This is a genomic window from Gallaecimonas sp. GXIMD4217 (genome assembly GCF_038087665.1).
Taxonomy (GTDB): Bacteria; Pseudomonadota; Gammaproteobacteria; order Enterobacterales; family Gallaecimonadaceae; genus Gallaecimonas.
Map to the genome: position 1 here is coordinate 2,855,385 of NZ_CP149925.1, position 23,663 is coordinate 2,879,047.

The 23,663-nt window shown below is 67.0% G+C and carries 21 protein-coding genes; 8 read left to right on the forward strand and 13 right to left on the reverse strand.

From position 1 onward, the window contains the following. The first annotated feature begins 58 nt into the window (after positions 1-58). Entirely contained in the window at positions 59-946 is an 888-nt protein-coding gene (locus WDB71_RS13890) for a LysR substrate-binding domain-containing protein (protein ID WP_341502191.1), read from the forward strand. Here the strand turns inward: WDB71_RS13890 and WDB71_RS13895 are convergent. Next, on the reverse strand, positions 927-2,003 hold the full coding sequence (locus WDB71_RS13895) for a PQQ-dependent sugar dehydrogenase (protein WP_341502192.1): 1,077 nt from the start codon (positions 2,001-2,003) through the stop codon (positions 927-929). The two genes, WDB71_RS13890 and WDB71_RS13895, sit on opposite strands and share 20 nt — an antisense overlap. A gap of 81 nt (positions 2,004-2,084) precedes the next feature. Here WDB71_RS13895 and WDB71_RS13900 point away from each other — a divergent pair, with 81 nt between their 5' ends. After that, positions 2,085-3,062, forward strand: a complete 978-nt coding sequence (locus WDB71_RS13900) for a hydrolase (protein WP_341502193.1) — start codon at positions 2,085-2,087, stop codon at positions 3,060-3,062. Between the two features lie 108 nt (positions 3,063-3,170). Here WDB71_RS13900 and WDB71_RS13905 read toward each other — a convergent pair whose 3' ends face one another. Together WDB71_RS13905 and WDB71_RS13910 are read right to left on the reverse strand one after the other, a co-directional pair. Then, a complete protein-coding gene (locus WDB71_RS13905; RefSeq protein WP_341502194.1) occupies positions 3,171-4,235 on the reverse strand; it encodes a DUF3103 family protein in 1,065 nt (354 codons plus the stop codon). Between the two features lie 98 nt (positions 4,236-4,333). Further along, on the reverse strand, positions 4,334-5,209 hold the full coding sequence (locus WDB71_RS13910) for a LysR family transcriptional regulator ArgP (protein WP_341502195.1): 876 nt from the start codon (positions 5,207-5,209) through the stop codon (positions 4,334-4,336). A gap of 91 nt (positions 5,210-5,300) precedes the next feature. On the opposite strand from WDB71_RS13910, the gene WDB71_RS13915 reads away from it, so the two are divergent. Genes WDB71_RS13915 through WDB71_RS13930 form a run of 4 tightly spaced genes read left to right on the forward strand, consistent with a single transcriptional unit; the run spans position 5,301 to position 7,564 of the window. Beyond that, on the forward strand, positions 5,301-5,906 hold the full coding sequence (locus WDB71_RS13915) for a LysE family transporter (RefSeq protein ID WP_341502196.1): 606 nt from the start codon (positions 5,301-5,303) through the stop codon (positions 5,904-5,906). A 58-nt stretch (positions 5,907-5,964) separates the two neighbouring features. Continuing rightward, entirely contained in the window at positions 5,965-6,201 is a 237-nt protein-coding gene (locus WDB71_RS13920; protein ID WP_341502197.1) for a YheU family protein, read from the forward strand. A gap of 12 nt (positions 6,202-6,213) precedes the next feature. Further along, complete coding sequence (locus tag WDB71_RS13925; protein WP_341502198.1) at positions 6,214-7,080, forward strand: phosphoribulokinase; 867 nt, start codon at positions 6,214-6,216, stop codon at positions 7,078-7,080. Beyond that, on the forward strand, positions 7,073-7,564 hold the full coding sequence (locus WDB71_RS13930; RefSeq protein WP_341502199.1) for an NUDIX domain-containing protein: 492 nt from the start codon (positions 7,073-7,075) through the stop codon (positions 7,562-7,564). The genes WDB71_RS13925 and WDB71_RS13930 overlap by 8 nt, the downstream gene beginning before the upstream one ends. Before the next feature lie 3 nt (positions 7,565-7,567). Here the strand turns inward: WDB71_RS13930 and WDB71_RS13935 are convergent, their stop codons facing one another. The 6 genes from WDB71_RS13935 to WDB71_RS13960 form a co-directional block, all read right to left on the reverse strand. Continuing rightward, a complete protein-coding gene (locus WDB71_RS13935) occupies positions 7,568-8,794 on the reverse strand; it encodes an MFS transporter (RefSeq protein WP_341502200.1) in 1,227 nt (408 codons plus the stop codon). 72 nt (positions 8,795-8,866) lie between these two features. After that, positions 8,867-9,211 (reverse strand): DUF6559 family protein, encoded by a 345-nt coding sequence (locus WDB71_RS13940; protein WP_341502201.1) that lies wholly within the window; start codon positions 9,209-9,211, stop codon positions 8,867-8,869. Positions 9,212-9,292: 81 nt separating this feature from the next. After that, the gene (locus WDB71_RS13945; protein WP_341502202.1) at positions 9,293-9,463 is read right to left on the reverse strand and encodes a PLD nuclease N-terminal domain-containing protein; all 171 of its coding nucleotides are present in this window, start codon (positions 9,461-9,463) and stop codon (positions 9,293-9,295) included. Between the two features lie 18 nt (positions 9,464-9,481). Next, on the reverse strand, positions 9,482-12,136 hold the full coding sequence (gene acnA / locus WDB71_RS13950) for an aconitate hydratase AcnA (RefSeq protein ID WP_341502203.1): 2,655 nt from the start codon (positions 12,134-12,136) through the stop codon (positions 9,482-9,484). A gap of 181 nt (positions 12,137-12,317) precedes the next feature. Further along, positions 12,318-13,274, reverse strand: coding sequence for a cytochrome d ubiquinol oxidase subunit II (locus WDB71_RS13955; protein ID WP_341502204.1), 957 nt, complete (start codon positions 13,272-13,274; stop codon positions 12,318-12,320). Continuing rightward, positions 13,274-14,671 (reverse strand): cytochrome ubiquinol oxidase subunit I, encoded by a 1,398-nt coding sequence (locus tag WDB71_RS13960; RefSeq protein ID WP_341502205.1) that lies wholly within the window; start codon positions 14,669-14,671, stop codon positions 13,274-13,276. The genes WDB71_RS13955 and WDB71_RS13960 overlap by 1 nt, the downstream gene beginning before the upstream one ends. A 255-nt stretch (positions 14,672-14,926) precedes the next feature. On the opposite strand from WDB71_RS13960, the gene WDB71_RS13965 reads away from it, so the two are divergent. Then, a complete protein-coding gene (locus WDB71_RS13965) occupies positions 14,927-16,759 on the forward strand; it encodes an ATP-binding protein (RefSeq protein ID WP_341502206.1) in 1,833 nt (610 codons plus the stop codon). Next, a complete protein-coding gene (locus WDB71_RS13970) occupies positions 16,756-18,087 on the forward strand; it encodes a sigma-54 dependent transcriptional regulator (protein ID WP_341502207.1) in 1,332 nt (443 codons plus the stop codon). The genes WDB71_RS13965 and WDB71_RS13970 overlap by 4 nt, the downstream gene beginning before the upstream one ends. A gap of 103 nt (positions 18,088-18,190) precedes the next feature. On the opposite strand, the gene WDB71_RS13975 is transcribed toward WDB71_RS13970, so the two are convergent. From WDB71_RS13975 to speD, 4 genes are all read right to left on the reverse strand, one after another. Beyond that, positions 18,191-19,891 carry a DEAD/DEAH box helicase gene (locus WDB71_RS13975; RefSeq protein WP_341502208.1) on the reverse strand — a complete coding sequence of 567 codons (1,701 nt, stop codon included), beginning with the start codon at positions 19,889-19,891 and terminating at the stop codon, positions 18,191-18,193. A gap of 96 nt (positions 19,892-19,987) precedes the next feature. Beyond that, positions 19,988-20,179 (reverse strand): YqaE/Pmp3 family membrane protein, encoded by a 192-nt coding sequence (locus tag WDB71_RS13980; protein WP_341502209.1) that lies wholly within the window; start codon positions 20,177-20,179, stop codon positions 19,988-19,990. After that, positions 20,128-22,608 carry a reprolysin-like metallopeptidase gene (locus WDB71_RS13985; protein ID WP_341502210.1) on the reverse strand — a complete coding sequence of 827 codons (2,481 nt, stop codon included), beginning with the start codon at positions 22,606-22,608 and terminating at the stop codon, positions 20,128-20,130. Before WDB71_RS13985 ends, WDB71_RS13980 begins: the two co-directional genes overlap by 52 nt. Before the next feature lie 94 nt (positions 22,609-22,702). After that, positions 22,703-23,518, reverse strand: coding sequence for an adenosylmethionine decarboxylase (speD, locus tag WDB71_RS13990; RefSeq protein ID WP_341502211.1), 816 nt, complete (start codon positions 23,516-23,518; stop codon positions 22,703-22,705). Between the last annotated feature and the right edge of the window lie 145 nt (positions 23,519-23,663).

Consider the following 23,663-nt stretch of genomic DNA (forward strand, 5'->3'; position numbering starts at 1 on the left):
TGGCTTTTTCATAAGAAAAATATATCTTTTTTATAAAGTTGATAATCAAATCTTATCCATGGAAAGCAAGGCCCTGCGTTACTTCCAGGCCGTGGCCCGCCATCTCAGCTTCACCCAAGCGGCCAGGGAGCTGAACCTGGCCCAGCCGGCCCTGAGCATGGCCATAGCCCGGCTGGAGCAGGAGCTGGAGCTGGCCCTGTTCCACCGCCACGACAGGCGCATCAGCCTCAGCGACGAAGGCAAGGTGCTGCTGGCCCATGCCGACAAGGTGCTGCGGGATCTGGACGACGCCCGCCAGGCCATGGCCGAACTCCGGGAGCTGGAGCGGGGCCAGGTGCGGGTGGGGCTGTCCAACATGCTTGGCTCCTACTATTTCCCGCCGCTGCTGATGGCCTTTCGCCTTCGCCATCCGCACCTGGAGCTGTCGGTGGTGGAAGGGGGCACCAGCGAGATCCGCCGCCAGCTGGAGGCCGGCGAGCTGGATCTGGGGGTGGTGGTGCAGGCCGATCTGCCCCCCGGCCTGGAGGGGCGGCCCTTCCTGCGCGAGCAGATGCTGGTCACCCTGCCCCAGGGTCATCCCCTGGCGGCCCGGCAGGCCATCAGCCTGGAGGACTTCTTCGCCGAGGAGCTGGTGCTGTTCCAGCAGGGCTACTTCCACCGCCAGGTGGTGGACGGCCTGGCCAGGCGCATCGGCGCCAAGCCCAGGGTGGCCTTCCAGGCCAACCTGATCCCGCTGATCACCACCCTGGTGCAACAGGGCTTCGGCATCAGCACCCTGATGGCCATGGCCACCAGGGACGCTCCCGGCCTGGTCACCCGCCCCTTCGCCGAGCCGGTATGGCTGGACTTGACCCTGGCCTGGCGCCGGGACCGCCACCTGTCCAGGGCCAACCAGGCCTTCCTGGACTTCCTGCTGGCCCAGACCGCTACTTCGCCGTCAGCCTGAGCAGGCGGCCGTTGCGCTGGTCGGTGAGCACATAGAGGGCGCCGTCCGGGCCCTGGCGCAGATCGCGGACGCGCGCGCCCAGGGCGATGCGCTCCTCGGCCAGCACCTGGGTACCGTCCAGCCGCAGCCGTGTGATCAGCCCGAACTTCAGCGAGCCCAGCAGCAGATCCCCCTGCCAGGCGGGGATGGCGTCGCCGCGGTAGAACACCATGCCGGACGGAGCTATGGACGGCGTCCACTGGTACAGGGGCTGCTCCATGCCGGCCTTATGGGTGCCTATGCCTATCTTGCCGCCGCCGTACTGCTCGCCATAAGTGATCACCGGCCAGCCGTAGTTCCGGCCCGGCTGTGGCCTGTTCAGCTCGTCGCCGCCCTGGGGGCCGTGTTCATGGATCCACAGCTCGCCCGTGTCCGGGTGTATGGCCGCCCCCTGGCTGTTGCGGTGGCCATAGGACCAGATCCCGGCCAGGGCCCCTTCCCTGCCCACGAAGGGGTTGTCCTTGGGGATGCGGCCGTCCGGCCAGAGGCGCACTATCTTGCCGTGGTGGTTGTCGAGGCTCTGGGCATCGTCCATCTGGTGGAAGCGCTCGCCCAGGGTGATGAACAGATGGCCGCTGGGCGCCATTGCCAGGCGGGAGCCGAAGTGCAGGGAGCTGGCCACCTTGGGCTGCTGGCGGAAGATCAGCTGGCGCTGCACCAGACGGTCCCCCTGCAGCCTGGCCCTGGCCACGGCGGTGGAGTTGCCCAGCTTGCCCGGTTCGGCGTAGCTGAAGTAGAGCCAGCCGTCATGAAAGAGCAGATCCAGCAGGCCGCCCTGGCCGACGGCGCTGATCTCCGGCAGGCCGCGGATGGGCGGCCCCAGCTTGCCGCCGGACAGGCGCCGCAGCCGCCCCGGCCGTTCGCTGATCAGCAGCTCGCCGCCGGGCAGGAAGGCCAGGGCCCAGGGGTGTTCCAGCCGCTCGGCCAGGGTCTCGACCTCCAGGCTGGTCAGGTCGGTCTTCAGGGTCTCGGCCTGGGCGCTCAGGCACAGCAGGCAAAGGGCAAACAAAAGGCGCATGGGCAATCCTCCTGCCCCCAGCATAGTCCGGCCCAGGGGCGGCTGTGGTAGGCTGTGGCAAAGCCCCGGAGCCAAGATGCCGTGATCACCGAAAGCCACTTCCGCCCCGCCCTGGGCCTGGGCAACTGTCACGCCCAGACCGTGTTCCCCCGCTACCACAGGCCCAGGCCCTGGATCCCTGTCCACAAACGGCTGCTGGCGCTGCCGGACGGCGACCAGCTGCAGCTCTGCTACCCCCAGTGGCCACAGGCGGATCCGCTCAGGCCCATAGTGCTGCTGCTGCACGGCCTGGAGGGCTCGGTGGACTCCCCCTATATCCAGGGCCAGCTGCAGGCACTGATGACGGCCGGCTTCCAGCCCCTGGTGATGCATTTTCGCGGCTGCGGCGGCCTGCCCAACCTGCTGCCCAGGGCCTACCACAGCGGCGACAGCGCCGATCCCCGCTTCCTGGCCGGCTGGCTGAGGCGTAAGTTCCCCGGCCAGCCGCTGATGGCGGTGGGCTACTCCCTGGGCGGCAACGTGCTGCTGAAATGGTTGGGCGAGGACGGCGGTGGCTCGCCGCTGAGCGCCGCCGTGGCGGTGTCGGCGCCCCTGGAGCTGAGCGCCTGTGCCAGGCGCATCCGCCAGGGCCTGTCCCGCTTCTACCAGCGCCACCTGCTGGCCAGCCTCAAGGAAAGCCTGGGCCGCAAGGCCCGGGATCCGGCCCTGGCCAGGCAGCTGCCGGATCTGAGCGACAAGACGCTGTTTGCCGATTTCTACCGCTTCGACGACGCCTTCACCGCCCCCCTGCACGGCTTCAGGGACGTGCACGACTATTACCAAAGGGCCTCATCCAAGCCGCTGCTGAAGGACATCCGGGTACCGACCCTGGTGCTGCACGCCCTGGATGACCCCTTTATCTGCCCGACGGCCGTGCCCCGGGACAACGAGGTCAGCGCCGCGGTGCACATGGAGCTGAGCCGCCAGGGCGGCCATGTGGGCTTTGTCAGCGGCAGTGCCTGGCGGCCCCGCTACTGGCTGGAGGAACGGATCCCGGCCTTTCTGGCCGAGCACAGGTAGGAAAAGCGGCGGCCCCCCGGCGCCCGAACCACTCCCCTCAAACAAAAAGGCCGACCCATTAGGGTCGGCAAGGGCTTGCTGTTGGTTACAGCCGGTGGTGGGTAACTTTTACTGGCTCGGCTCTATGGTCTTGGGCTCCAGGGTCAGCCAGACATTGCCGGAGGCGCCCGGGTAATCCCGGTAGAGCTGGTTCTGCTCCAGGGTGTAGAAGGAATCCAGGTAGTCGTCGTCATTGGTGAACCAGTTGCCGGGCATGGCCTCGACGATCTTCTGGCCCAGACCGATAAAGGGCAGCGCCTCGGGCACGCCGCCCACCGCCAGGGCCTGGCCCAGCACCTCCAGCAGCAGGCTCACCAGCTCCTGGTAGTTGTAGTTGGCGTCCTGCTCGAAGAAGACCACGTCGGCGGCGCCCCAGCGGTAGCGGTCCCAGTACACCAGGATCTGGTTCGGGTAGTAGTTGCTGCCGTCATGGTCCAGGTAGGGCATGTCCACCACGTCCACCTGGGGCTCGTCACGGCTGGGATCCACCCCGGCCACCACGGCAAAGACCTCCGCCTTGCCCAGCAGCCAGGGCTCTTGGTCATCGTTGACCCTGATCTGCTTGATCAGGGTGGCGGACAGGGGCTCGACGCTGGCCAGGGCCTGGCTTTCGGCCAGGTAGCCGGCCTCCTTGAGGCTGCGGCGCACCAGGTTTATGCCCGCCCTGTGGGCCTTGCGGCCGTCCTCGCCGACCACGAACACCGGCCGCTCCGGCAGGCGGTGCACGTCCAGCATGTGGCTTGAGCCGTCGGCGGCAAAGGCCTCGATGGCGCTCCACTGCTTCTCGTCACCGTCCGGGATATAGGCCACCAGCGGCGCCTTGCCCTCGGCCAGGGCAGCGCCCATGGCCGGGTGCGCCAGGCGCACCTCCAGCAGCTGATCCATTTCCTGGCTCAGGCCGCGCTTGGCCCTGGTGGCCAGATCCCGGCGCTCGGCCAGCCGGGCCACCTGGTTGCCCAGGCCGTGCCGCGCGACCAGCTCGCCCAGGGGGGCGGCGAAATCGGGATTGGCGTCCCTGGGCTGCCAGGCCGGCAGCCGCTCGGCCAGCTCCAGGGCCAGCTCACGGTCGGCGTTGGCGGCCAGGGCCGGGGTGGACAGGGCGGCGAGGGCCGCCAGGGTAAGAAGTTTCCTCATTGCATTCTCCGTTATCGTTCCATGACGGGAGAGGGAGTGCCTTGAGGCTGCCTGAGGCGAACAGGCCCGACCATGTCATCCAGACAATTGACTTCAGGTCATTTGCCAAGCAGTTGTGCAGATTGCAGCACCGCCGCCGTCAGCCGCTCCAGGCGGCTGGCGGGCAGGCGCCAGTGGTGCCAGAACAGCGGCACCTTCATCCTGTGCCTGGGGCTCAGCTCCACCAACTGGCCGCTGTCCAGGTAGGGCCTGGCCTGGAGCAGGGGCACCAGGGTCCAGGCGATGCCGCCCAGGGCGGCATCGATAAAGCTCTGGGCTGCCGGCATGGTGTGGCTTTCCACATCCGTGTCCCTGAGCCCGAAGCCGGCCAGGAACTGGCTGACCAGCTGGTCATGGCGGCCATAGACCAGGGCGGTGGCACGGCGAAAGGCCACGGCCGGCTCGACCCCGGCGAAATCCCGCTCGGCCATGGCCGGACCGGCCACCGCCGTATAGCTCATGGTCCCCAACGGCAGCACCCGGCAGCCCTGGACGGGGCGCCCGAAGGCACTGACCGCCGCCATCACCTCGCCGGCCTTGAGGCGGTTCAGGGTCACGTCCTGGTCCTCCACGGTCAGATCCAGCAGCAGCTCGTCCTTCACCCTGGCCACGGCATCCAGGAACCAGGTGGCCAGGCTGTCGGCGTTGACCGCCACCTTCAGCCTGGGCCGACCGCTCTCCTGCAGCTGCGGTAACTGCACCGCCAGCTCCCGCTCCAGCAGCTGCAGCTGCTGCTGGTGCCGATACAGCTTGAGGCCCGCCTCGGTGGCCCTGACCGGCTGGCTGCGCACCACCACGGGGCAGCCGAGGCGCTCCTCCAGCTGGCGAATGCGCTGGGAGACGGTCGCCTGGGTGACGTTGAGCCGGCGCGCCCCCTGCTCGAAGCTGCCCTGCTCCAGCACCGCCGCCAGGGCGGCCAGTTGCCTGGGGTCCATCATAAGCATTCCTTATGAGACATCTTTATTTATTGATTAATTAAATATCAAAAGCCCCTTAAGGTGACCAGCCGAATCGAAGGAGATCCGCATGCTCGCACTGGTATTTCTCAAGGGCCTGGCCACGGCGGCCGGCCTGATCATGTCCATCGGCGCCCAGAACGTCTTCGTGCTCAGCCAGGGCCTGAGACGGCAGCACCACCTGCTGGTGGCCGCCATCTGCGCCGGCTTCGACCTGCTGTTCATCGGCCTGGGGGTGGCCGGCCTGGCCGCGCTGCTGACCGGCCTGCCGGTGCTGGTGCGGGTGCTGCAGCTGGTCGGTGGCCTCTACCTGCTGTACCTGGCCTGGGAGGCGGCCAAACGCTGGCGGCAAAGGCGCAGCCTGGGCAGCGAAGCCCTGCATGCCATGAGCTGGCGCCGGGCGGCGGCAACGGCCCTGGCGGTGACCCTACTCAATCCCCAGGTGTTCCTGGAGACCGCCCTGGTACTGGGCACCCTGGCCGATGCCCAGGGCGAGATGGGCAAGTGGGTGTTCGCCGCCGGCGCCATGACCACCTCGGTACTGTGGTTCTTCGGCCTGGGCATCGGCGCCGCCCGGCTGGCACCGGTACTGGCCAGGCCCAGCGCCTGGCGCTGGATCGACGGCCTCACCGCCGTGCTGATGACGGCCATGGCCCTGGTGCTGTTGCTGCCCTGAGCTTGGCGGCGGGGGTTTTCTTGGTACACTGGTCACATGGCCGTAACCCGGTGTGCCCATGATCATCCCCGTCGAACAAGTCCCAGCTGATACCCTGACCGCCATCATCGAGCACTATGTGCTGCGCGAAGGCACCGACTATGGCGAACAGGAGCTGTACCTGGCCGAGAAGGTGGAGCAGGTGCGCCGGCAGCTGATCAGCAAGGAGGTGGTGCTGGTCTGGTCCGAACTGCACGAGAGCCTGAACATCATGCCGGCCCGGGATTTCATCGACGAATCGGAATTCGGCAGCTAGCAAGGAAAGCCCATGTCCAAACGCCACCCCATCATCGCCGTCACCGGCTCCAGTGGTGCCGGCACCACCACCACAGGCACCATCTTCCAGCAGATTTTCCAGGCCGAAGGGATCAAGGCCAGCTTCCTGGCCGGCGACGCCTTCCACCGCTTCACCCGCCAGGAAATGCAGGCGGCGGTGCGCAAGGCCAAGCAGGAAGGCCGCCATATCAGCCATTTCGGTCCCGAGGCCAACGACTTCGCGCGCCTGGAAGCCTGCTTCCGGGAGTACGGCGACCAGGGCACCGGCCAGTGGCGCCAGTACCTGCACACCTTCGACGAGGCCGTGCCCCACAACCAGATGCCGGGCACCTTCACCCCCTGGCAGGCCATGGCGGCCGACACCGATCTGCTCTTCTACGAGGGCCTGCACGGCGGCGTCATCGACGGCGAGGTCGACGTTTCCCGGCACGTGGATCTGCTGATCGGCATGGTGCCCATCGTCAACCTGGAGTGGATCCAGAAGATCAGCCGCGATACCGCCGACCGTGGCCACAGCAAGGAAAAGGTACGGGAGTCCATCGTCCGTTCCATGGACGACTATTTCGAGTACATCACGCCCCAGTTCAGCCGCACCCATATCAACTTCCAGCGGGTGCCGACGGTGGACACCTCCAATCCCTTCTCCGCCAAGGCCATCCCCTCCCTGGACGAATCCTTCGTGGTGGTGCGTTTTCGCAACATGCCGGACATGGACTACCCCTACCTGCTGCAGATGATCCACGGCAGCTTCATCTCCCGGGCCCACACCCTGGTGGTGCCCGGCGGCAAGATGGGCCTGGCCATGGAGCTGATCCTCAGGCCGCTGATCCGCCGCCTGATGGATGAGCGCCATGGCTGAGGAGTGGCTGGTGCGGGTCGACGAGCAGGACAGGCCCCTGGAGGCCGTGGCCCGCTCGCGCTTTCCCTTCGGCGAGCAGATCCACAGATCCACCTTCATCTTCGTGCTGAACGACCGGGATGAGCTGTGCGTGCAGACCCGCACCGCCAGCAAGGGCTACTGCCCCGGCCTTCGGGATCTGGCCGCCGGCGGCGTGGTGGCCTGGGGCGAGGATTACCTGGAAAGCGCCAGGCGGGAGCTGTACGAGGAGCTCGGCATCCGGGCCGAGCTTGTGGCCCTGGGCCGTTTCCTGCACAGGAGCCCGGGCAACTGGGCCCATGGCGCCGCCTACCTGTGCCGCCACCAGGGGCCGCTGACCCTGCAGCCCAGCGAGGTGGCGGCGGTGCAGTGGCTGCCGCTGGATCAGGTGCTGGCCTCCCCCGGCCCGGCCTTTACCCCCGATTCCCTGGACGCCTTCCACCGCTTCCTGCTGCCGGGGCGCTGAGCCTCAGGCCCTTTTTGTGGCCGCGACCGGCCCGGCCTGGCCCAGGGCCAGGAAGCTCAGCCAGGCCAGCAGGCACAGCAGGCCGCCCGCCACCAGGGCCCAGAGCGCTCCCCACAGCGCCAGCACCGACCCCGCCAGCGCCATCAGCACATTGCCCAGGCAGAAGGTGGTCACCATCAGCCCCATGACCTTGCCCTGGCCTTCCTCGCCGAAACCCTCGGAGGCGAACACCGGCAGGCCGCCGTTATAGCAGGCGATGGCCAGGCCGCAGAGCGGATAGCTGAACAGCACCAGCCACAGCGGCGGCGCCAGCGCCAGCATCGCCACCAGCAGCCCCAGGGCCAGCATGCCGGCGGCGGTGACGCTGGTGATGCCGAAGCGGCCCTGGAGGCGGTTCAGCAGCCACAGCGAGGCCGTGACCATCATCACCGTCTCGGCCAGGGTGACATAGCTGATGGCCGCCTCGTCGAAGCCGAAGGACTCGTACAGGTACAGGGGGGTGAACTCGTAATGGGCATTGACCCCCAGGGTCAGCAGCAGGTACATGGCGAAGAAGGCGCGGATGCGCCCGTCCTTGAGCAGCACCAGGCTGTTGTCCTGGCGCAGCAGCGCCAGCAGGGGCTTCTTGCCGCCACTGGCCTGGTCCCGCGGCAGCACCAACCACACCAGCACCAGTGCCAGCGCCACGGCCAGGGCGGCGATCAGGAACACCGCTTCGGCGCCCAGGAAGGCGGCCTGGCCGCCGATCACCGGTCCCAGCAGCCAGCCGCCGTAGCCGGCGGCATTGAGGCGGGCGAAGGCCCGGTGGCGGGGGATCTGGGGGTGCAGCTCGGCGGTGGCGGCCCGGGCGATGGCGATGTTGCCCTCGCAGAAGCCGGTCAGCAGCCGGCCCAGGGCAAAGAGCGGGTAGCTCTCCCAGCCGATGGCCAGGGCGGTCAGGCCGTAGCCGGCCAGGGCCCCGGCCAGGGTCCACAGCAACAGGGTTCGCCGACCCCACTGATCGGACAAGGCCCCCAGTACCGCCGAACCGACCAGCACCCCCAGGGGATAGATGGCCAGCACCAGGCCCAGCAGCAGCTTGGGATCCAGGCCGGCGAAGCGGGTCAGGGGCGAGACTTCGCCGGCGAACAGCGGCGCCAGCACGGGGTATGGCAGGGCGATGCCGGCGGTGGCGATCAGGCTCAGGGTCACCAGGACCCAGAGGTGATGTTTGGCTTCTTGTTGCGACACGATCCTGCCCCACTAAATAAACAATTGAGTTTATATAATGAGGCGGGGCAATAAAAAAACAAAGTACTTTGTTTAATTGGTCTCGGTGGCCAGCTCGGTACCCGATTCGCCCATGGCCAGCACTTCGGCCACGGTGAAGTCCAGGCGGCCGGAAAACAGCGCCCGGGCCAGGCTCTTGCGGCAATGGTGCCAGGTGCCATCGGACTCGCCGGTCACCGACAGGAAGTCACCCTGCTGGCAGAACAGGGCATAGGCCAGGTAGCGGTAGTCGGGCAGCTTGCCAAGGGACTGCTTCAGGGCCCAGTCCACCTGGGCGGGGCTGTAGCTGGGCTGGACGGAAAAGCGTTCCACCAGGATGGGGGGCAGCGAGCGCACCATGCGCCGGGCGCGCATGGACTGGAAGACGTCACGTAGCATGTTCATGTCCTTATGAAAGAGGGCGGCCTGAACCCCAGGCTCAGGCCATAGCTTAGAACAGACAGCTTCTAATTCAAGACGTTATTTGCGGCCCGGTCCCAGGAAGAACCAGGCGACCACCCCGATCACCGGGAAGAGCAACACCAGCAGCACCCACAGCGCCTTGGCGCCGGTGCTGGCCGAACTCTGCACTATCTTGATGATGGCGTAGATGTCCGCCAGCAGGATCAACAGTCCCAGCAGCCCTTTCATGATGTTCTCCTCGTCGTTTCAGGACGCCAGCATCTGGCGCAGCACATGGTGCAGTATGCCGCCGCTGTTCATGTAGGCCAGCTCGGTGGCGGTATCCACCCTGGCCCGCACCTTGTGGCACTCCTCGGAGCCGTCGGGCCTCTGGATCAACAGCTCCAGCTCGGCGCCCGGGGCCAGCCGGTCCAGGCCCAGCAGGCTGACGGTCTCGTCGCCGGTCAGGGCCAGCTTGTCCTTGCTCAGCGCCGGCGGCAGCTGCACCGGCAGCACCCCCATGCCCACCAGGTTGGATCTGTGGATGCGCTCGAAGCTCTCGGCCACCACCGCCTTCACCCCCAGCAGCCGGGTGCCCTTGGCGGCCCAGTCGCGGCTGGAGCCGGTGCCGTATTCCTGGCCGGCGATCACCACCAGGGGGATGCCCTCGGCCTGGTAGCGCATGGCGGCGTCATAGATGGGCAGCTGCTCACCGCTGGGCACATGGCGGGTGAAGCCCCCCTCCACGCCGGCCAGCATCTGGTTCTTGATGCGGATGTTGGCGAAGGTGCCGCGCATCATCACCTCGTGGTTGCCGCGCCGGGAGCCGTAGGAGTTGAAATCCCTGGGGGCCACGCCGTGCTCCTGCAGGTAGCGGCCGGCCGGGCTGTCGGCCTTGATGGCCCCGGCCGGGGAGATATGGTCGGTGGTGATGCTGTCGCCGAACAGGGCCAGGATATGGGCGCCCTTGATGTCCTCAAGGACCTCGGCCGGCCTGTCGATGCCCTCGAAGAAGGGCGGGTGCTGCACATAGGTGGAATCCGCCGTCCACTGGTAGGTCTGGCCCGGGGTGACGGCGATGGCGTTCCAATTGTCGTCGCCATCGAAGACGGCGGCGTATTCCTTCTGGAACATGCGGTCGCTGACCTGGGCCACGGCGGCGGCGATATCCTGGCTGGAGGGCCAGATCTCCTTCAGATAGACGGGCTTGCCGTCCAGGCCGGTGCCCAACGGCTCGCTACTGAGGTCGATACGGGTGGTGCCAGCCAGGGCATAGGCCACCACCAGCGGCGGCGAGGCCAGCCAGTTGGCCTTGACCTGGGGATGGACCCGGCCCTCGAAGTTGCGGTTGCCGGACAGCACCGAGCTGACCGTCAGACCGCCCTCGTCGACGGCCTTGGCCACGGGCTCCGGCAGCGGCCCGGAATTGCCGATGCAGGTGGTGCAGCCGTAGCCGACCAGGTTGAAGCCCAGCTTGTCCAGGTAGGACTGCAGGCCGGCCGCGGCCAGGTAGTCGGTGACCACCTTGGAGCCCGGCGCCAGCGACGACTTGACCCAGGGCCGGCGGCCCAGGCCCCTGTCCACGGCGTTCTTGGCCAGCAGGCCGGCCGCCATCATCACCGAAGGGTTGGAGGTGTTGGTGCAGGAGGTGATGGCGGCGATGACCACGTCCCCCTGCCTGAGCTTGAAGCCGTCCGCCGGCACCTCCTTGTCCGGGTCGTCGCCGGCCAGGGCCAGCAGCTCCTCTATGGCCGACTTCAGCTCGGGCAGCGGCACCCTGTCCTGGGGCCGCTTGGGCCCGGCCAGGCTGGGCACCACCAGATCCAGATCCAGCGCCAGGGTTTCGGTATAGAGGGGCTCCGGCGCCTGATCGTCCCGCCACAGGCCCTGGGCCTGGCAGTAGGCGCGGGTCAGGGCCAGGGTATCGGGCTCCCGGCCGGTCATGGCCATGTAGTCGAGGCTTTCCTGGTCGATGGGGAAGAAGCCGCAGGTGGCGCCGTACTCCGGCGCCATGTTGGCGATGGTGGCCCTGTCCGCCAGCGGCAGATCGGCAAGGCCAGGACCGAAGAATTCAACGAACTTGCCCACCACCCCGTGGCTGCGCAGCATCTGGGTGACGGTCAGCACCAGATCGGTGGCGGTGACCCCTTCCCGCAGCCGGCCGGTGAGCCGGAAGCCCACCACCTCGGGGATCAGCATGGAGATGGGCTGGCCCAGCATGGCCGCCTCGGCCTCTATGCCGCCCACGCCCCAGCCCAACACCCCCAGGCCGTTGATCATGGTGGTGTGGGAGTCTGTGCCCACCAGGGTGTCCGGGTAGGCCACGCCGTGGCCGTGCCAGACCCCCTTGGCCAGGTACTCCAGGTTGACCTGGTGGCAGATGCCGGTACCCGGCGGCACCACCCTGAAGTTGTCGAAGGCCTGCTGGCCCCAGCGCAGGAACTGGTAGCGCTCATGGTTGCGGGCCATCTCCTTCTCGACATTGTCGGCAAAGGCCGCCGGGCTGGCGAAGCTGTCCACCATCACCGAGTGGTCTATGACCAGATCCACCGGCGACAGCGGGTTGATGCGCTCGGGATCGCCGCCGGCCCCGGCCATGGCGGCGCGCATGGCGGCCAGATCCACCACCGCCGGCACCCCGGTGAAGTCCTGCATCAGCACCCGGGCCGGGCGGAACTGGATCTCCTTGTCGGAGCGCCTGTCCCTGGCCCAGTCCAGCAGCGCCAGGATGTCGTCCCGGGTAACGGTGTCGCCATCCTCGTGGCGCAGCAGGTTCTCCAGCAGCACCTTGAGGCAGTAAGGCAGCCGGGCCACCTCGCCCTGGCCAGCCAGGGCGGCCAGACGGTAGTAGCGGTAGGACTTGCCGTTGACCTTGAGGGTATCGGCGGCCGAAAAGCTGTCTTGGACGTTTGCCTGTGCCACATGAACTCCCTATGGGTTTGCGGACCTCCCATTCAATCTAGCACCGCCCAAGGTCGGTGGTAAAACGGCCAAAAATCAATTTTTTAGATGGCATTGATCAGCAGCCTGAAGGCCCCGGCCAGCAGCGCCAGGGCCGCCAGGCCGGCCAGGTAGAGGCCGAGGAACCAGAGCGCACGCCTCATCAGTAGCCCTCCTCGTAGTGCTCCACCTTGCCCTTGAAGATGCGGTAGCCCCAGAGCGTATAGCCGAGGATCAGCGGCAGGAAGATGGCGATGCCGGGCAGCATGAAGGCCAGGCTGGCCCTGGGCGCGGCGGCCTGGTAAATGTTCAGCCGACCCGGGATCAGCTCCGGGAACAACCCCACCACCAGGCCCAGGAAGCCGAGCACGAACAGCGCCATGGCCAGCCAGAAGGGGCGCTGCTCGGCGCCGGCCTGGAGACTGCGCCACAGCCACAGGGCCACCGCCAGGGCCAGCAGCGGGATCGGCCACAGCCAGGGCAGGTAAGCCAGCCAGCGTTCGCGCACCCCGTCCACCAGGGCGAAGTTCCACAGGCTGACCGCGGCCATGGCCAGCATCACCGCCACCAGCAGGGTGCCGGCCAGGGCCCTGGCCTTGGCCTGCAAAGCGCCGCTGGTCTTGAGGTTGAGGTAGGTGGCGCCCAGCAGGCCGTAGCCGGCCATGACCGCGAAGGCGGTGAAGACGCTGAAGGGGGTCAGCAGCCGCTCGGCGCCGCTTTCCACCAGGGTGCCCAGGATCAGGCCCTGGCAGAAGGCGGCCAGGGACGAGCCCAGGCCAAAGGCCAGATCCCACCAGCGCCTGGAGGTCTTGGCCTTGAAGCGGTATTCGAAGGCCACGCCGCGGAACACCAGCGCCAGCAACATCAGCATGATCGGCAGGTAGAGGGCCTCCAGCAGCCGGCCATAGGCGGCCGGGAAGGCGCCTAACAGGATCACCCCGCCGAACACCAACCAGGTCTCGTTGCCGTCCCAGACATGGGCCACGGCCCGCATCATCTTGCCCCTGTCCTGGTGGTCCTCGAACCAGGGGAACAGCATGCCGATGCCGAGATCGAAGCCGTCCAGCAGCACGTACATCAGGATGCCGAAGCCCAGCAGCAGGAAATACAGCAGTTCCATCAGTGCCCCTCCTCTTTCAGTTGACGGACCCAGGCCAGGGCATAGCCGGGGGCCTGCATGCCCACCAGGTGTTTTTCCAGCTTGTCCATGCGCGGCGGCCCCTTGCGGATGAGCTTGCGAAAGAAATGCAGGTAGGCCAGGAACAAGACCCCGTACACCAACAGGAACAGCGCCAGGGACAGGGCCACCCGCTCCGGCGGCACCTGGCTGGCCACGTCCTTGGTGCGGATGAGGCCCTGCACCACCCAGGGCTGGCGGCCCACCTCCACCACGTACCAGCCGGCCAGGGTGGCGACGAAGCCGGCCGGGGTCAGCCAGGTCAGCAAGCGCAGCAGGCCTCTGTGGCGCCAGAAGCGGTCGCCCCGGCGCAGCCAGTTGCCCCAGAGGGCGGCCAGGATCATCAGCAGCCCCAGGCCCACCATGATGCGGAAGGAGAAGAACACCACAGGCACCGGCGGCCTGTCCTCGGGCGGCACCGACTTCAGGCCCTGCAGCTCGCCGTCGGCGCTGTGGGTGAGGATCCAGGCGGCGCCCTTGGGAATGGCGACCTCGAAGCGGTTGCGCTCGCCGGCCATGTCCGGCCAGGCGAACAGCAGCAGATCCGCCCCTTGCTCGCGGGCGGGCCAGATCCCCTCCATGGCGGCCACCTTGATGGGCTGGTGCTCCTTGACGTTGAGGCCGTGGAGGTCGCCCACCAGGGCCTGCAGCGGCGCCAGCACCAGGGCCGCAGCCAGGGCCATGGACAGCCCCTGCCGGGCGAAGGCCTGCTCCCGGCCCTGCAGCAGGTACCAGGCGCTGACCCCGGCGATGACGAAGCTGGTGGTCAAAAATGACGCCAGCAGCATATGGGCCAGGCGGTAGGGAAAGCTGGGGTTGAAGATCACCTGCCACCAGCTGGTCACCACCAGCCGCCCTTCCTCCAAGGCATGGCCGGCCGGGGTCTGCATCCAGGAGTTGGCGGCCAGGATCCAGAAGGCGGAGATGACGGTGCCGACGGCCACTATGACGGTGGCGGCGAAATGCAGCCTTTCACCCACCCGCTGCCAGCCGAACAGCATGATGCCCAGGAAGCCCGCCTCCAGGAAGAAGGCGGTCAGCACCTCGTAGGTCATCAGCGGCCCCACCACGGGCCCGGCCAGCTCGGAAAAGCGGGAGAAGTTGGTGCCGAACTCGTAGGACAGCACTATGCCGGACACCACCCCCATGCCGAAGGTGATGGCGAAGGGCTTGATCCAGAACTTGGCCAGTTGCAGGTAACGGGGGTTACGGGTCTTGAGCCAGAGCCCCTCCCAGATGGCGATGGCCAGGGCCAGGCCTATGGTCAGGGTCGGGAAGAGGATATGAAAGCTCAACGTCAGGCTCATCTGCAGCCTGGAGAGCAGGGCGACATCCCACATCTCAGTTGCTCCTTGAACGCCAATAGCCCAGCAGGCTCGGGGCGGCCGCCAGGGCCAGGATCGACATCAGGATCAGGGCGTCGGCCATCAGGGTTGAAAACGACATGCGGTACTCCTTGCTACAGCGGTTTATGCCAACTTAAGTGGCAAGGGCCGTGCCAACAGCGCCAGGCCTTGATTTGCGTCAAGTTCCGGCCTTAAGCTGGCCAGCAACTGTCAACGCTGTTGACAATTTTCGGAGCCGAGCCGTAAACCATGTTTACAAATCATAGCCTGGTGCTGGCCTTCGAGCTGGCCATGGCCGTCACCAGCCTCAGCGCCACGGGCGCCGGCCTCTGGCTGCTCAGCCGCAGCGGTGGCCAGGGCGAGCTCAAGGCCCTGGCCGGCTTCGCCCTGGCCATGGCCGCCTGGTGCCTGGGCCACCTGCTCGGCCCCTTCTGGCCGGCCCCGGCCCTGGTGCTGCTGCTGGCCAACCCGCTGATGCCCACCGCTTTCCTGGATTTCGCCTGCCGCTTCGTGGCCACGGCCGAGCCTCCGCCCTGGCTGGCCTGGCTGCAAAGGCGCATGGCCTGGTGCTACGGCGCCGCCGGCTTGGCCATACTGGTCAGCCTGGCCGATGGCGCCACACTGGCGCCCTGGCCGCCCTTCGAGCACTTTATTCACCTTAACGCCCTGGGCTGGCTCAACCTGGCCTGGACCATGGCGGTGGGTGTGCTGGCGCACCTGGTGCTGCTGTGGGGCCTGTGGCGGCACAGCGGCAACAGGCGCCGCTCCATCATCGCCATGTTCGGGGTCGGCGCCTGGGGCCTGCTGCTGGCCTCCAGCTTTATCTTTCCCTCCCTGGGTATCCGGGCCTTCCCCTGGTCCATGCTGCTGCTGCCCAGCTATGTGCTGCTGCTGGTGTTTGCGGTGATGCGCTACCGGCTGCTGGAGGTGAACCGCTGGGCCATGAAGGGGGTGCAGTGGCTGGTGATGCTGCTGGCCCTGGGGCTGCTGATCGCCGCTCTGGGCCCCCTGGCCGGCCTGCTGGGCCTGGGCGGCCTGGCCCAGGTACCGGCCTGGCAGCTGCTGCTCTACGGCCTGCTGATCCTTGGCGCCGGCGCCTGGCTCTGGCCCAGGATCAGCACCCTGGCCAGGCGGCTGATCTTCCCCGGTGGCGAACTCCAGGAGGAACGGCTCAGGGACTGGCAGCGCCAGCTGGCCCGGGCCGCCGGCTGGGACGAGCTGATGGCCAGGGCCGGCCGGTTGCTGGGCGCCCAGCTGGGCCACCAGGTGCAGGTGGGCCTCACGGACCAGGGCGGCGACACCCCGCAACTGCTGTGCCGGCAGCTGGACGGCCAGTGGCAGGTGGATCTGCAGCACTGGCAGGACAGCACCCCGGGCCAGCGCCTGGCCGCCGAGGTGTTCGCCTCCCTGCTGGCCTCGGCCTGCACCAACCTGGCCCAGAGCCTGGCCCTGGCCGAGCAGGAGAAGCAGCGCCTGGCCCAGCAGCATCTGGTGGAGCTGGGCGCATTGTCGGCGGCCATGGCCCATGAGTTGCGCAACCCCCTCAACATCATTGCCATGGCCGCCGCCGGCTGCGACCAGACCGTCCGCGGCCATATCCAGCAGCAGATCCAGCGCGCCGACCTGCTGATCAAGGACATGCTGGTCTACGGCGGCGAGCTCAACCTGGCTGTCCAGCCGCTCAGGCTGGCCGGCCTGATCCGCGGCCTGGCGTTGGACGGCGTCACCCTGGCGGTGCCGGACGGGCTCGAACTTCGGGCCGATCCCTTCCGGGTCACCCAGGTGCTGGACAACCTGCTGAGCAACGCCCGCGCCTTCGCCAGGGAACAGATCCTGCTGGAGGCGGGCCGGGACGATGCTGCCACCTGGATCCGGGTCCACAACGACGGCCCGGCGGTGGCGGCGGCGATCCGCGACCGGCTGTTCCAGCCCTTCGTCAGCAAGAGGCCAGGCGGCTCCGGCCTGGGCCTGGCCATAGTGGGCCGCATCATGGCCGGCCACGGCGGCAGCGCACGGCTGCGCACCGATCTGGGCTGGCCGGTCAGTTTCGAGATCCGCTTTCCCCTGGAGGTACATTCATGAGCCAACGCATCCTGCTGGTGGACGACGAGAACGCCTTCTGCGAGCTGTGTGGCCAATGGCTGCAGAAGGACGGCTACGAGGTGGCCACGGCCGGGGATCTGGACCAGGCCCTGGCCCGGCTGGAGGACTTCGATGCCGATCTGGTGCTGCTGGATCTGGCGCTGCCGCCGGCCTTTTCGCCCCACCAGACCCTGGCCGCCCTGCCCCGTTTCGGCGACAGGCCTGTGGTGATCCTGTCCGGCCACGGCGAGCGCAAGCTGGCCCTGGAGGCCATCAAGCTGGGGGCCTGGGACTTCCTGTCCAAGCCGGTGGATCCGGACATGCTGGCGGTGGTGCTCAGGCGCGCCCTGGTCAAGCGCCAGCTGTCCAGGGAGCTGGCCAGGCTGCGTCAGGATGAGGGCGATCTGCACGAGCTGGTCGGCCGCTCGCCGGCCATGGAGACCCTCAAGGCCCTGGTGCGCCGCATCGCCCCCACGGAAGTGCCGGTGCTGATCAGCGGTCCCTCGGGCACCGGCAAGGAGATGGTCAGCCGGGCCCTGCACCGGCTGTCGCGCCGAGCCCAGGGACCTTTCGTGTCGGTGCACTGCGGCGCCATCCCGGCTGAGCTGCTGGAGAGCGAGCTGTTCGGCCACAAGAAGGGCGCCTTCACCGGCGCCGACCGGGACAGGCCCGGGCTGCTGGCCATGGCCGACGGCGGCACCCTGTTTCTGGACGAGATAGGCGACATGCCCCTGGGCATGCAGGTCAAGCTGCTGAGGGTGCTGCAGGAAGGCACCTTCTACCCGGTGGGCGGCCGCGAGCAGGTCCGCATCGACGTGCGGCTGATCTCGGCCACCAATGCCGAGCTGCCGGCCAGGGTCCGGGACGGCAGCTTCCGGGAGGATCTCTACTACCGCATCAAGGGCATCAGCCTGGATACCCCGGCCCTGGACAGGCGCCGGGAGGATCTGCCGCTGCTGTGCGGGCGGCTGCTGGACGACTGGCGCCAGCGCCACGGCCGGGCCCTGCGGCTGTCCCCGGAGGCCAGGCAGTGGTTCCTGGGCCGCAGCTGGCCCGGCAATGTGCGGGAGCTGAAGAATACCCTGGAGAGCGTGGCCGCCATCGCCCAGGGCGATCAGATCACCCTGGCCGACATCCGACTGCTGCACCCGGACGAGGCCGAGGCGCCTGCCGGCCAGACCCTGGATGAACAGGTACGGACCCTGGAGATCCGCCTTATCGGCCAGGCCCTGGCCGAGAGCGGCGGCAACCGCAGCCAGGCCGCCCGCCAGCTGGGCCTGAGCCGGCAGGGACTGCTGAAGAAGATGGAGCGCTACGGCCTGGAATGAGGCCTGAGACCTTGAAACAGGTCAACGACTCTTGAAGGAGATGGCTCGCCATGGCCTGGAATAGCGGCCACAAAAAAGCCCGCCGATTGGCGGGCTTTTTTTATCAGGCGGCGTCCTGGCGGCGCAGCTTCATGGGCCGCTGGCAGATGAACACCTTCTGGAACTTGTGCTCGATCTGCTTGGGCATGTCCTTGGGCAGCATTACGGTGCTGTGATCGTCGTTGATGCGGATCTGGCCGATGTGGCGGGAATCCAGGTTGGCCTCGTTGGCGATGGCACCGACGATATGGCGCGGGGTGGCGCCATGGTTGCGGCCCACCTCCAGGCGGTAGGATTCCATGGGCACGTCGCCGTCACGGGGCTTGCGGGGACGACGGTCGCCGTCCCGCTCGAAGCGACGCTCACCACGCTCGCCGCCGCGCTCGAAGCGCTGGCCGCGACGGTCACCGTTGCGCTCGAAGCGGTCACGGCCCTGGCGGGGACCACGCTCTTCGCGGCGCTGGTTGGGGTTCGGCATCTTGGGATCGGCGTCCACTTCCAGGGGCTGGAAGTCGGCCTGCAGGGCCAGCAGGGCGGCGGCCAGGGCCTCTGGGGACAGGCTCAGCTCGGCCTGCAGGCGGCTGGCCAGGGCCTGCTGCTCTTCGTCGATGGCCACGGCCTTGGCTTCCAGGCGGTCGCGCAGCTTGGCCAGGCGCTTCTCGTAGAGGGCCTCACGGGACGGCAGCTCGACGATCTCCACCTTCTGGCGGGTGACGCGCTCGATGCGGCCCAGCAGGTGACGCTCACGGGGGGTGAACAGCACTATGGCGCGGCCTTCACGACCGGCACGGCCGGTACGGCCGATGCGGTGCACATAGGCCTCGGGCTCGCGGGGGATGTCGTAGTTGACGACCAGGCCGATGCGCTCCACGTCCAGGCCACGGGCGGCCACGTCGGTGGCCACCACCACGTCCAGCTTGCCGGCACGCAGGGCTTCCACGGCCTGCTCGCGGTCCTTCTGGCCCAGGTCGCCGTTCAGGGCGGCACTGCGGATGCCCAGGCGGTTGAGGCGCTCGGACAGTACCAGGGTGGATTCCTTGGTACGGGCAAAGATGATGGCGGCGTCGAAGTCCTCGGCCTCCAGCACCCTGGCCAGCACGGCCGGCTTGTGTTCTTCGAAGGTCATCAGGCCCAGCTGGGCGATGCGCTCCACGGTCTGGGTCTGGGCCTTGATGCGCACTTCCTCGTGGTTCTTGAGGAAACGCTCCACCAGGCGGCGGATCACCGGCGGCAGGGTGGCGGAGAAGAGCGCGGTCTGGCGGCTTTCCGGGGTCTCGGCCAGGATGGTCTCGACGTCTTCGATAAAGCCCATGCGCAGCATTTCGTCGGCTTCATCCAGAACCACGGCCTGGATGTTTTCCAACATCAGGGTCTCGCGACGGATGTGGTCCAGCATGCGGCCGGGGGTACCCACCACCACCTGGGCGCCACGGCGCAGTTCACCGCGCTGGGGGCCGAAGGGGGAGCCGCCGTAGATGGTGGCGACGTTCAGGCCCGGCATGTGACGACCGAAGTCTTCACAGGCCTTGGCGACCTGGATGGCCAGCTCCCGGGTCGGGGCCAGGATCAGCAGCTGGGGCTCGCGACGCTCCAGGTCGATGTTGTTCAGCAGCGGCAGTGCGAAGGCCGCGGTCTTGCCGGTACCGGTCTGGGCGATGCCCAGCACGTCACGGCCGTCCAGCAGATGGGGGATACAGGCGGACTGAATAGGAGACGGAGTTTCGAAACCCAGATCGGCCAGGGCCCGCATCAGGGATGCGGACAAAGAAAGATCAGAAAAAGCTTGGGACATGGTACGGGCCCTGTTTGGCTCAAAAGGGCGCGCATTATACGGGTATTTTTTGTTCAATGCCCGTCTTTTTTACCTGTTCTGCATGGCATCGCGGATCTTTTGGTCGGTCTTGTACTGGCTGAGGGCGTAGACGGACCAGATGGCGGCCGGGATCCAGCCGATCAGGGTGATCTGCAGGATCAGGCAAATGATGCCGGAAAGGGGCCGGCCTATGGTGAAGAATTGCAGCCAGGGCAACAACAGGGCAAGTAGCAGGCGCATTCAGCATGACTCCTTCGGGTGCGTCTCCCTAAGTTACCAAGGGCCAGCAGCCAAAGCCAGCCCAGGGCACCGCCACCGCCGCCACCTGACTGGGCCTGGGCCGGTGGCGCCACCACGCTGAGGCTGATGCGGGCAGCGGCGCTCAGCTCGCCGTCGCTGATCTGGTAATCGATGAATTCATTGCCGCTGAAGCCGGAGGCCGGGCTGTACAGCAGCGCATTGCCGTCCTGGCTGAGCTGGCCGCTGCCCTGGTAGTCGAAGGAGACCAGGGTCAGGGCGTCGCCGTCCACGTCGCTGTCGTTGACCAGGGGCTCGATGCGCAGCTGCTGGCCGGCCTGGACGCTGGCGCTGTCATCGACGGCCAGGGGGGCGTCGTTGACCGGGGTCACCTGGACGCGCAACTGGAAGAGGTTGGACAGGTGGCTGCCGTCGAAGACCCGCACCGGCACCTGCAGGGTACCGTTGAAATCCCGGTCCGGGGTGAGCCGCAAGCCGGACAGGCCATAATTGTTCCCATCGAAGGCCTCCAGGCTGAAGCCGTCCGGGAAGGGGGTGTCGCTGTCCGAGATGAACAGCTGCGTGACCGCCAGCGACAGGGGCTGGTCCTCGGCGATGGCGAGCTGCTGCTGGCCGGTGATCACCGGCACCTCGGGGTCGACGCTGGTGGTGATGGCAAAGGCGTCCGAGATGGCGAAGAAGGGCTGCTGCAGGCAGCGCAGCCGCAGCCTGGCCTGGCTGGCACTGCCCGCCGGCAGCATCACCTCCTCGCTGCCGTCGTTGGCGGTGCTGGCCAGCAGTGGTGCGAAGAACTGGCCGTTGTCGGTGGACAAGTCCAGGGCCACCTGGCTGCAGGAAATGGGGCTGAGCTGGCTGCCGGCCGTTTGCCAGCTGGTGGTGAAGCTGCGCCCGGCCACCCAGACATTGCCGCTGGCCGGCGCCATGAAGGCCACGGGCCCGGCCGAGGCGACCACCTGCAGGCTGGTTTCCCCGGTACTGACCCCACCCCGGCCGTCCCGGGCGACGAGCCGGAAGTGCAGCACCCGGTCGGTGCTGGGCAACACCTCCCCCAATGCCGCTTGCCCCGTCAACAGGCTCTGCCGCATTGGCAGCTCCCGCTCGGCACTGGCGTTTGGCACCAGGGAGCGGAACAGCGGCCGGGTGCCGTCGTCCACCATCTCCGCCACGCCGTTGGAAACGGCGCCCAGGTCGATCTGCTCCCAGTTGAAGTCGAGGCTGTCGCCGTTATCGTCCGAGCCGCTGCCGCTGAGGGCAAAGGGGGTCTGGGCGGGGATCACCGCCGCCGCCGGCACCGACAGGCTAGGGGCGGCATTGCCGGTGACCATGACCTGACCACAGCCCAGGCCGGCCTGGAAGGCGCGGATCTGCGCTATGGAATGGCTGTGGAAATAGGTGTCGGAGAAGCCCTGCAGGTTCTGCTCGGCGCAGATGCCGGCATAGGACATGATGGTGGAGCCGGAGCCGGGCTCAAAGGCACTGTCCGCCACCCTGTTACCGGCGCAGGCACCGGCCTGGCCGTTGAAGCTGTGCTCGGCGGCAAACTGGTGGCCGAATTCGTGGGCCACCACGTCGATATCATAGAAGCGGCCGACCGGGTTGCTGCTGCCGCTGACCCCCTCGGCCTTGAAGCCGGAGCAGGTCACACCCACCGAGGCGATGCCCCCGGAGCCGGTGTTGAAGACATGGCCAAGATCATAGTTGTCGGCGCCGATACGGTCGTTGATGACGGCCGTGACCACATCGATGTCGTCGTTGTCGTCGTTGAAGGGGTCGCTGGCCGGATCGGTGAAGATCAGCTGGTCGTTGTCCGCCACCAGCTGGAAGCGGATCCCCAGATCCCGTTCGAAGATGGCGCTGAGGTTGTTGAGGGTGGTGACAATGGCGGCCAGGGCGTCGGCCTTGCTGCCGCCGTGGAAGGCGGTGTAGCTGCTGCTGGCCGCCACCGCCAGCCGGTACTGGCGGACGGCACTGTCCTGGCGGGCCTGGCGCCTGGGGGCGGCCGTCTTGGGGCGACGCAGCTGCTCCTGCCAGCCCTCTTGTGGCCGCTGCTGGCGCCAGGAAAGGCTGCCGTCCGGCTGGCTTTGCAGATACCAGTGGTGGCGACCGTCCATCACCAGGGCGCTCAGGCCCTGTTTGGTGAGGGTCAGCCGCCCCGCCGGCCGTAGCCCTTCAAAAATCCTGAAGCTATGGATATCCGGGTAGCGGGCCGCCAGGGCCGGTGCCATCAGCGCCACCGGCTCCAGGCGCAGCGCCAGGGTCCGCTCGGGCAGGGGCAGGCTGAGTCGGCGCTCCGCCAGCACGCTCTGGCGCAGGGCCAGGGGGTCGGCATAGAGGCGCCCGTCCTGCTGTTGCCAGTCCAGTGCCCAGCTGCCATGGGACAGCAGCGCCAGCAACAGTGCGATCCTCGCCATGAAATGATCCCGTCATCGCCCGGTAATAGGATCTGTATAGAATAAAAAACGGGGCCGACAGGCCCCGTTTTCATGTGGTCCGCTTAGCTTGCCGTCATTTGACGTCGGGCAGGTTCCGCGCGTAGAAGATTTCCTGCATCTCCTTCCACAGTTTCTCGCTGATCTCCTCCACCTCGTTACCGGTCAGATCCTTCTTCTTGAGGCCGAACAGGTAATGGTCCAGATCGTACTCCTTGAGCATCATCTTGGTATGGAAGATGTTTTCCTGATACACGTTCACATCCACCATCTGGTACATGTTCTTGGTATCGTCGCTGATGAAGTTCTGGATGGAGTTGATCTCGTGATCGATGTAGTGCTTGACGCCGTTCACGTCACGGGTGAAGCCACGCACCCGGTAGTCGACGGTGACGATGTCGGACTCCAGCTGGTGGATCAGGTAGTTCAGGGCCTTCAGGGGCGAGATCACGCCACAGGTGGACACTTCGATGTCGGCCCGGAAGGTACAGATGCCTTCATGGGGGTGCGACTCGGGGTAAGTGTGCACACAGATGTGGGACTTGTTCAGGTGCGCCACCACGGAATCCGGGGCCAGCGGGCCCGGCTTCTCGGAGGTGTCGACCTTCTGGGAGTCTTTCAGGGGTTCTTCGGAAACCAAAATGGTCACGGAAGCGCCCTGGGGCTCGTAGTCCTGACGGGCCACATTGAGGATATTGGCGCCGATGATATCGCAGACCTCGGTCAGGATATCGGTCAGACGATCCGCATTGTACTGCTCGTCAATGTACTCTAGGTATTCCTTACGCTGCTGTTCCGTCTTGGCGTAGCAGATATCGTAAAGACAAAAGCTCAGGCTTTTGGTCAGATTGTTGAAGCCGTGCAGCTTGAGCTTGGTACTGGACTCTTGCACTTCTGGGGTTCCTCACCTTCCCGGTCGCCAGGCGACCTCTTTCAAATCCTCCCGAGACCAGGGTCTTGGGAAACGTTCTGCCCTTGTCGGGCCTGCCGCGGCCGGCTGCTGCCGGCCACGTTGGACTGCATGCCAAGGCACTGGC

Bases quoted from the DNA above. Each gene is read 5' to 3' on its own strand.
- WDB71_RS13890 (WP_341502191.1), top strand. From the start codon at position 59: ATGGAAAGCAAGGCCCTGCGTTACTTCCAGGCCGTGGCCCGCCATCTC.
- WDB71_RS13895 (WP_341502192.1), bottom strand. From the start codon at position 2,003: ATGCGCCTTTTGTTTGCCCTTTGCCTGCTGTGCCTGAGCGCCCAGGCC.
- WDB71_RS13905 (WP_341502194.1), bottom strand. From the start codon at position 4,235: ATGAGGAAACTTCTTACCCTGGCGGCCCTCGCCGCCCTGTCCACCCCG.
- WDB71_RS13910 (WP_341502195.1), bottom strand. From the start codon at position 5,209: ATGGACCCCAGGCAACTGGCCGCCCTGGCGGCGGTGCTGGAGCAGGGC.
- WDB71_RS13915 (WP_341502196.1), top strand. From the start codon at position 5,301: ATGCTCGCACTGGTATTTCTCAAGGGCCTGGCCACGGCGGCCGGCCTG.
- WDB71_RS13920 (WP_341502197.1), top strand. From the start codon at position 5,965: ATGATCATCCCCGTCGAACAAGTCCCAGCTGATACCCTGACCGCCATC.
- WDB71_RS13925 (WP_341502198.1), top strand. From the start codon at position 6,214: ATGTCCAAACGCCACCCCATCATCGCCGTCACCGGCTCCAGTGGTGCC.
- WDB71_RS13930 (WP_341502199.1), top strand. From the start codon at position 7,073: ATGGCTGAGGAGTGGCTGGTGCGGGTCGACGAGCAGGACAGGCCCCTG.
- WDB71_RS13940 (WP_341502201.1), bottom strand. From the start codon at position 9,211: ATGCTACGTGACGTCTTCCAGTCCATGCGCGCCCGGCGCATGGTGCGC.
- WDB71_RS13945 (WP_341502202.1), bottom strand. From the start codon at position 9,463: ATGAAAGGGCTGCTGGGACTGTTGATCCTGCTGGCGGACATCTACGCC.
- WDB71_RS13955 (WP_341502204.1), bottom strand. From the start codon at position 13,274: ATGGAACTGCTGTATTTCCTGCTGCTGGGCTTCGGCATCCTGATGTAC.
- WDB71_RS13960 (WP_341502205.1), bottom strand. From the start codon at position 14,671: ATGTGGGATGTCGCCCTGCTCTCCAGGCTGCAGATGAGCCTGACGTTG.
- WDB71_RS13965 (WP_341502206.1), top strand. From the start codon at position 14,927: ATGTTTACAAATCATAGCCTGGTGCTGGCCTTCGAGCTGGCCATGGCC.
- WDB71_RS13970 (WP_341502207.1), top strand. From the start codon at position 16,756: ATGAGCCAACGCATCCTGCTGGTGGACGACGAGAACGCCTTCTGCGAG.
- WDB71_RS13980 (WP_341502209.1), bottom strand. From the start codon at position 20,179: ATGCGCCTGCTACTTGCCCTGTTGTTGCCCTGGCTGCAATTCTTCACC.
- WDB71_RS13985 (WP_341502210.1), bottom strand. From the start codon at position 22,608: ATGGCGAGGATCGCACTGTTGCTGGCGCTGCTGTCCCATGGCAGCTGG.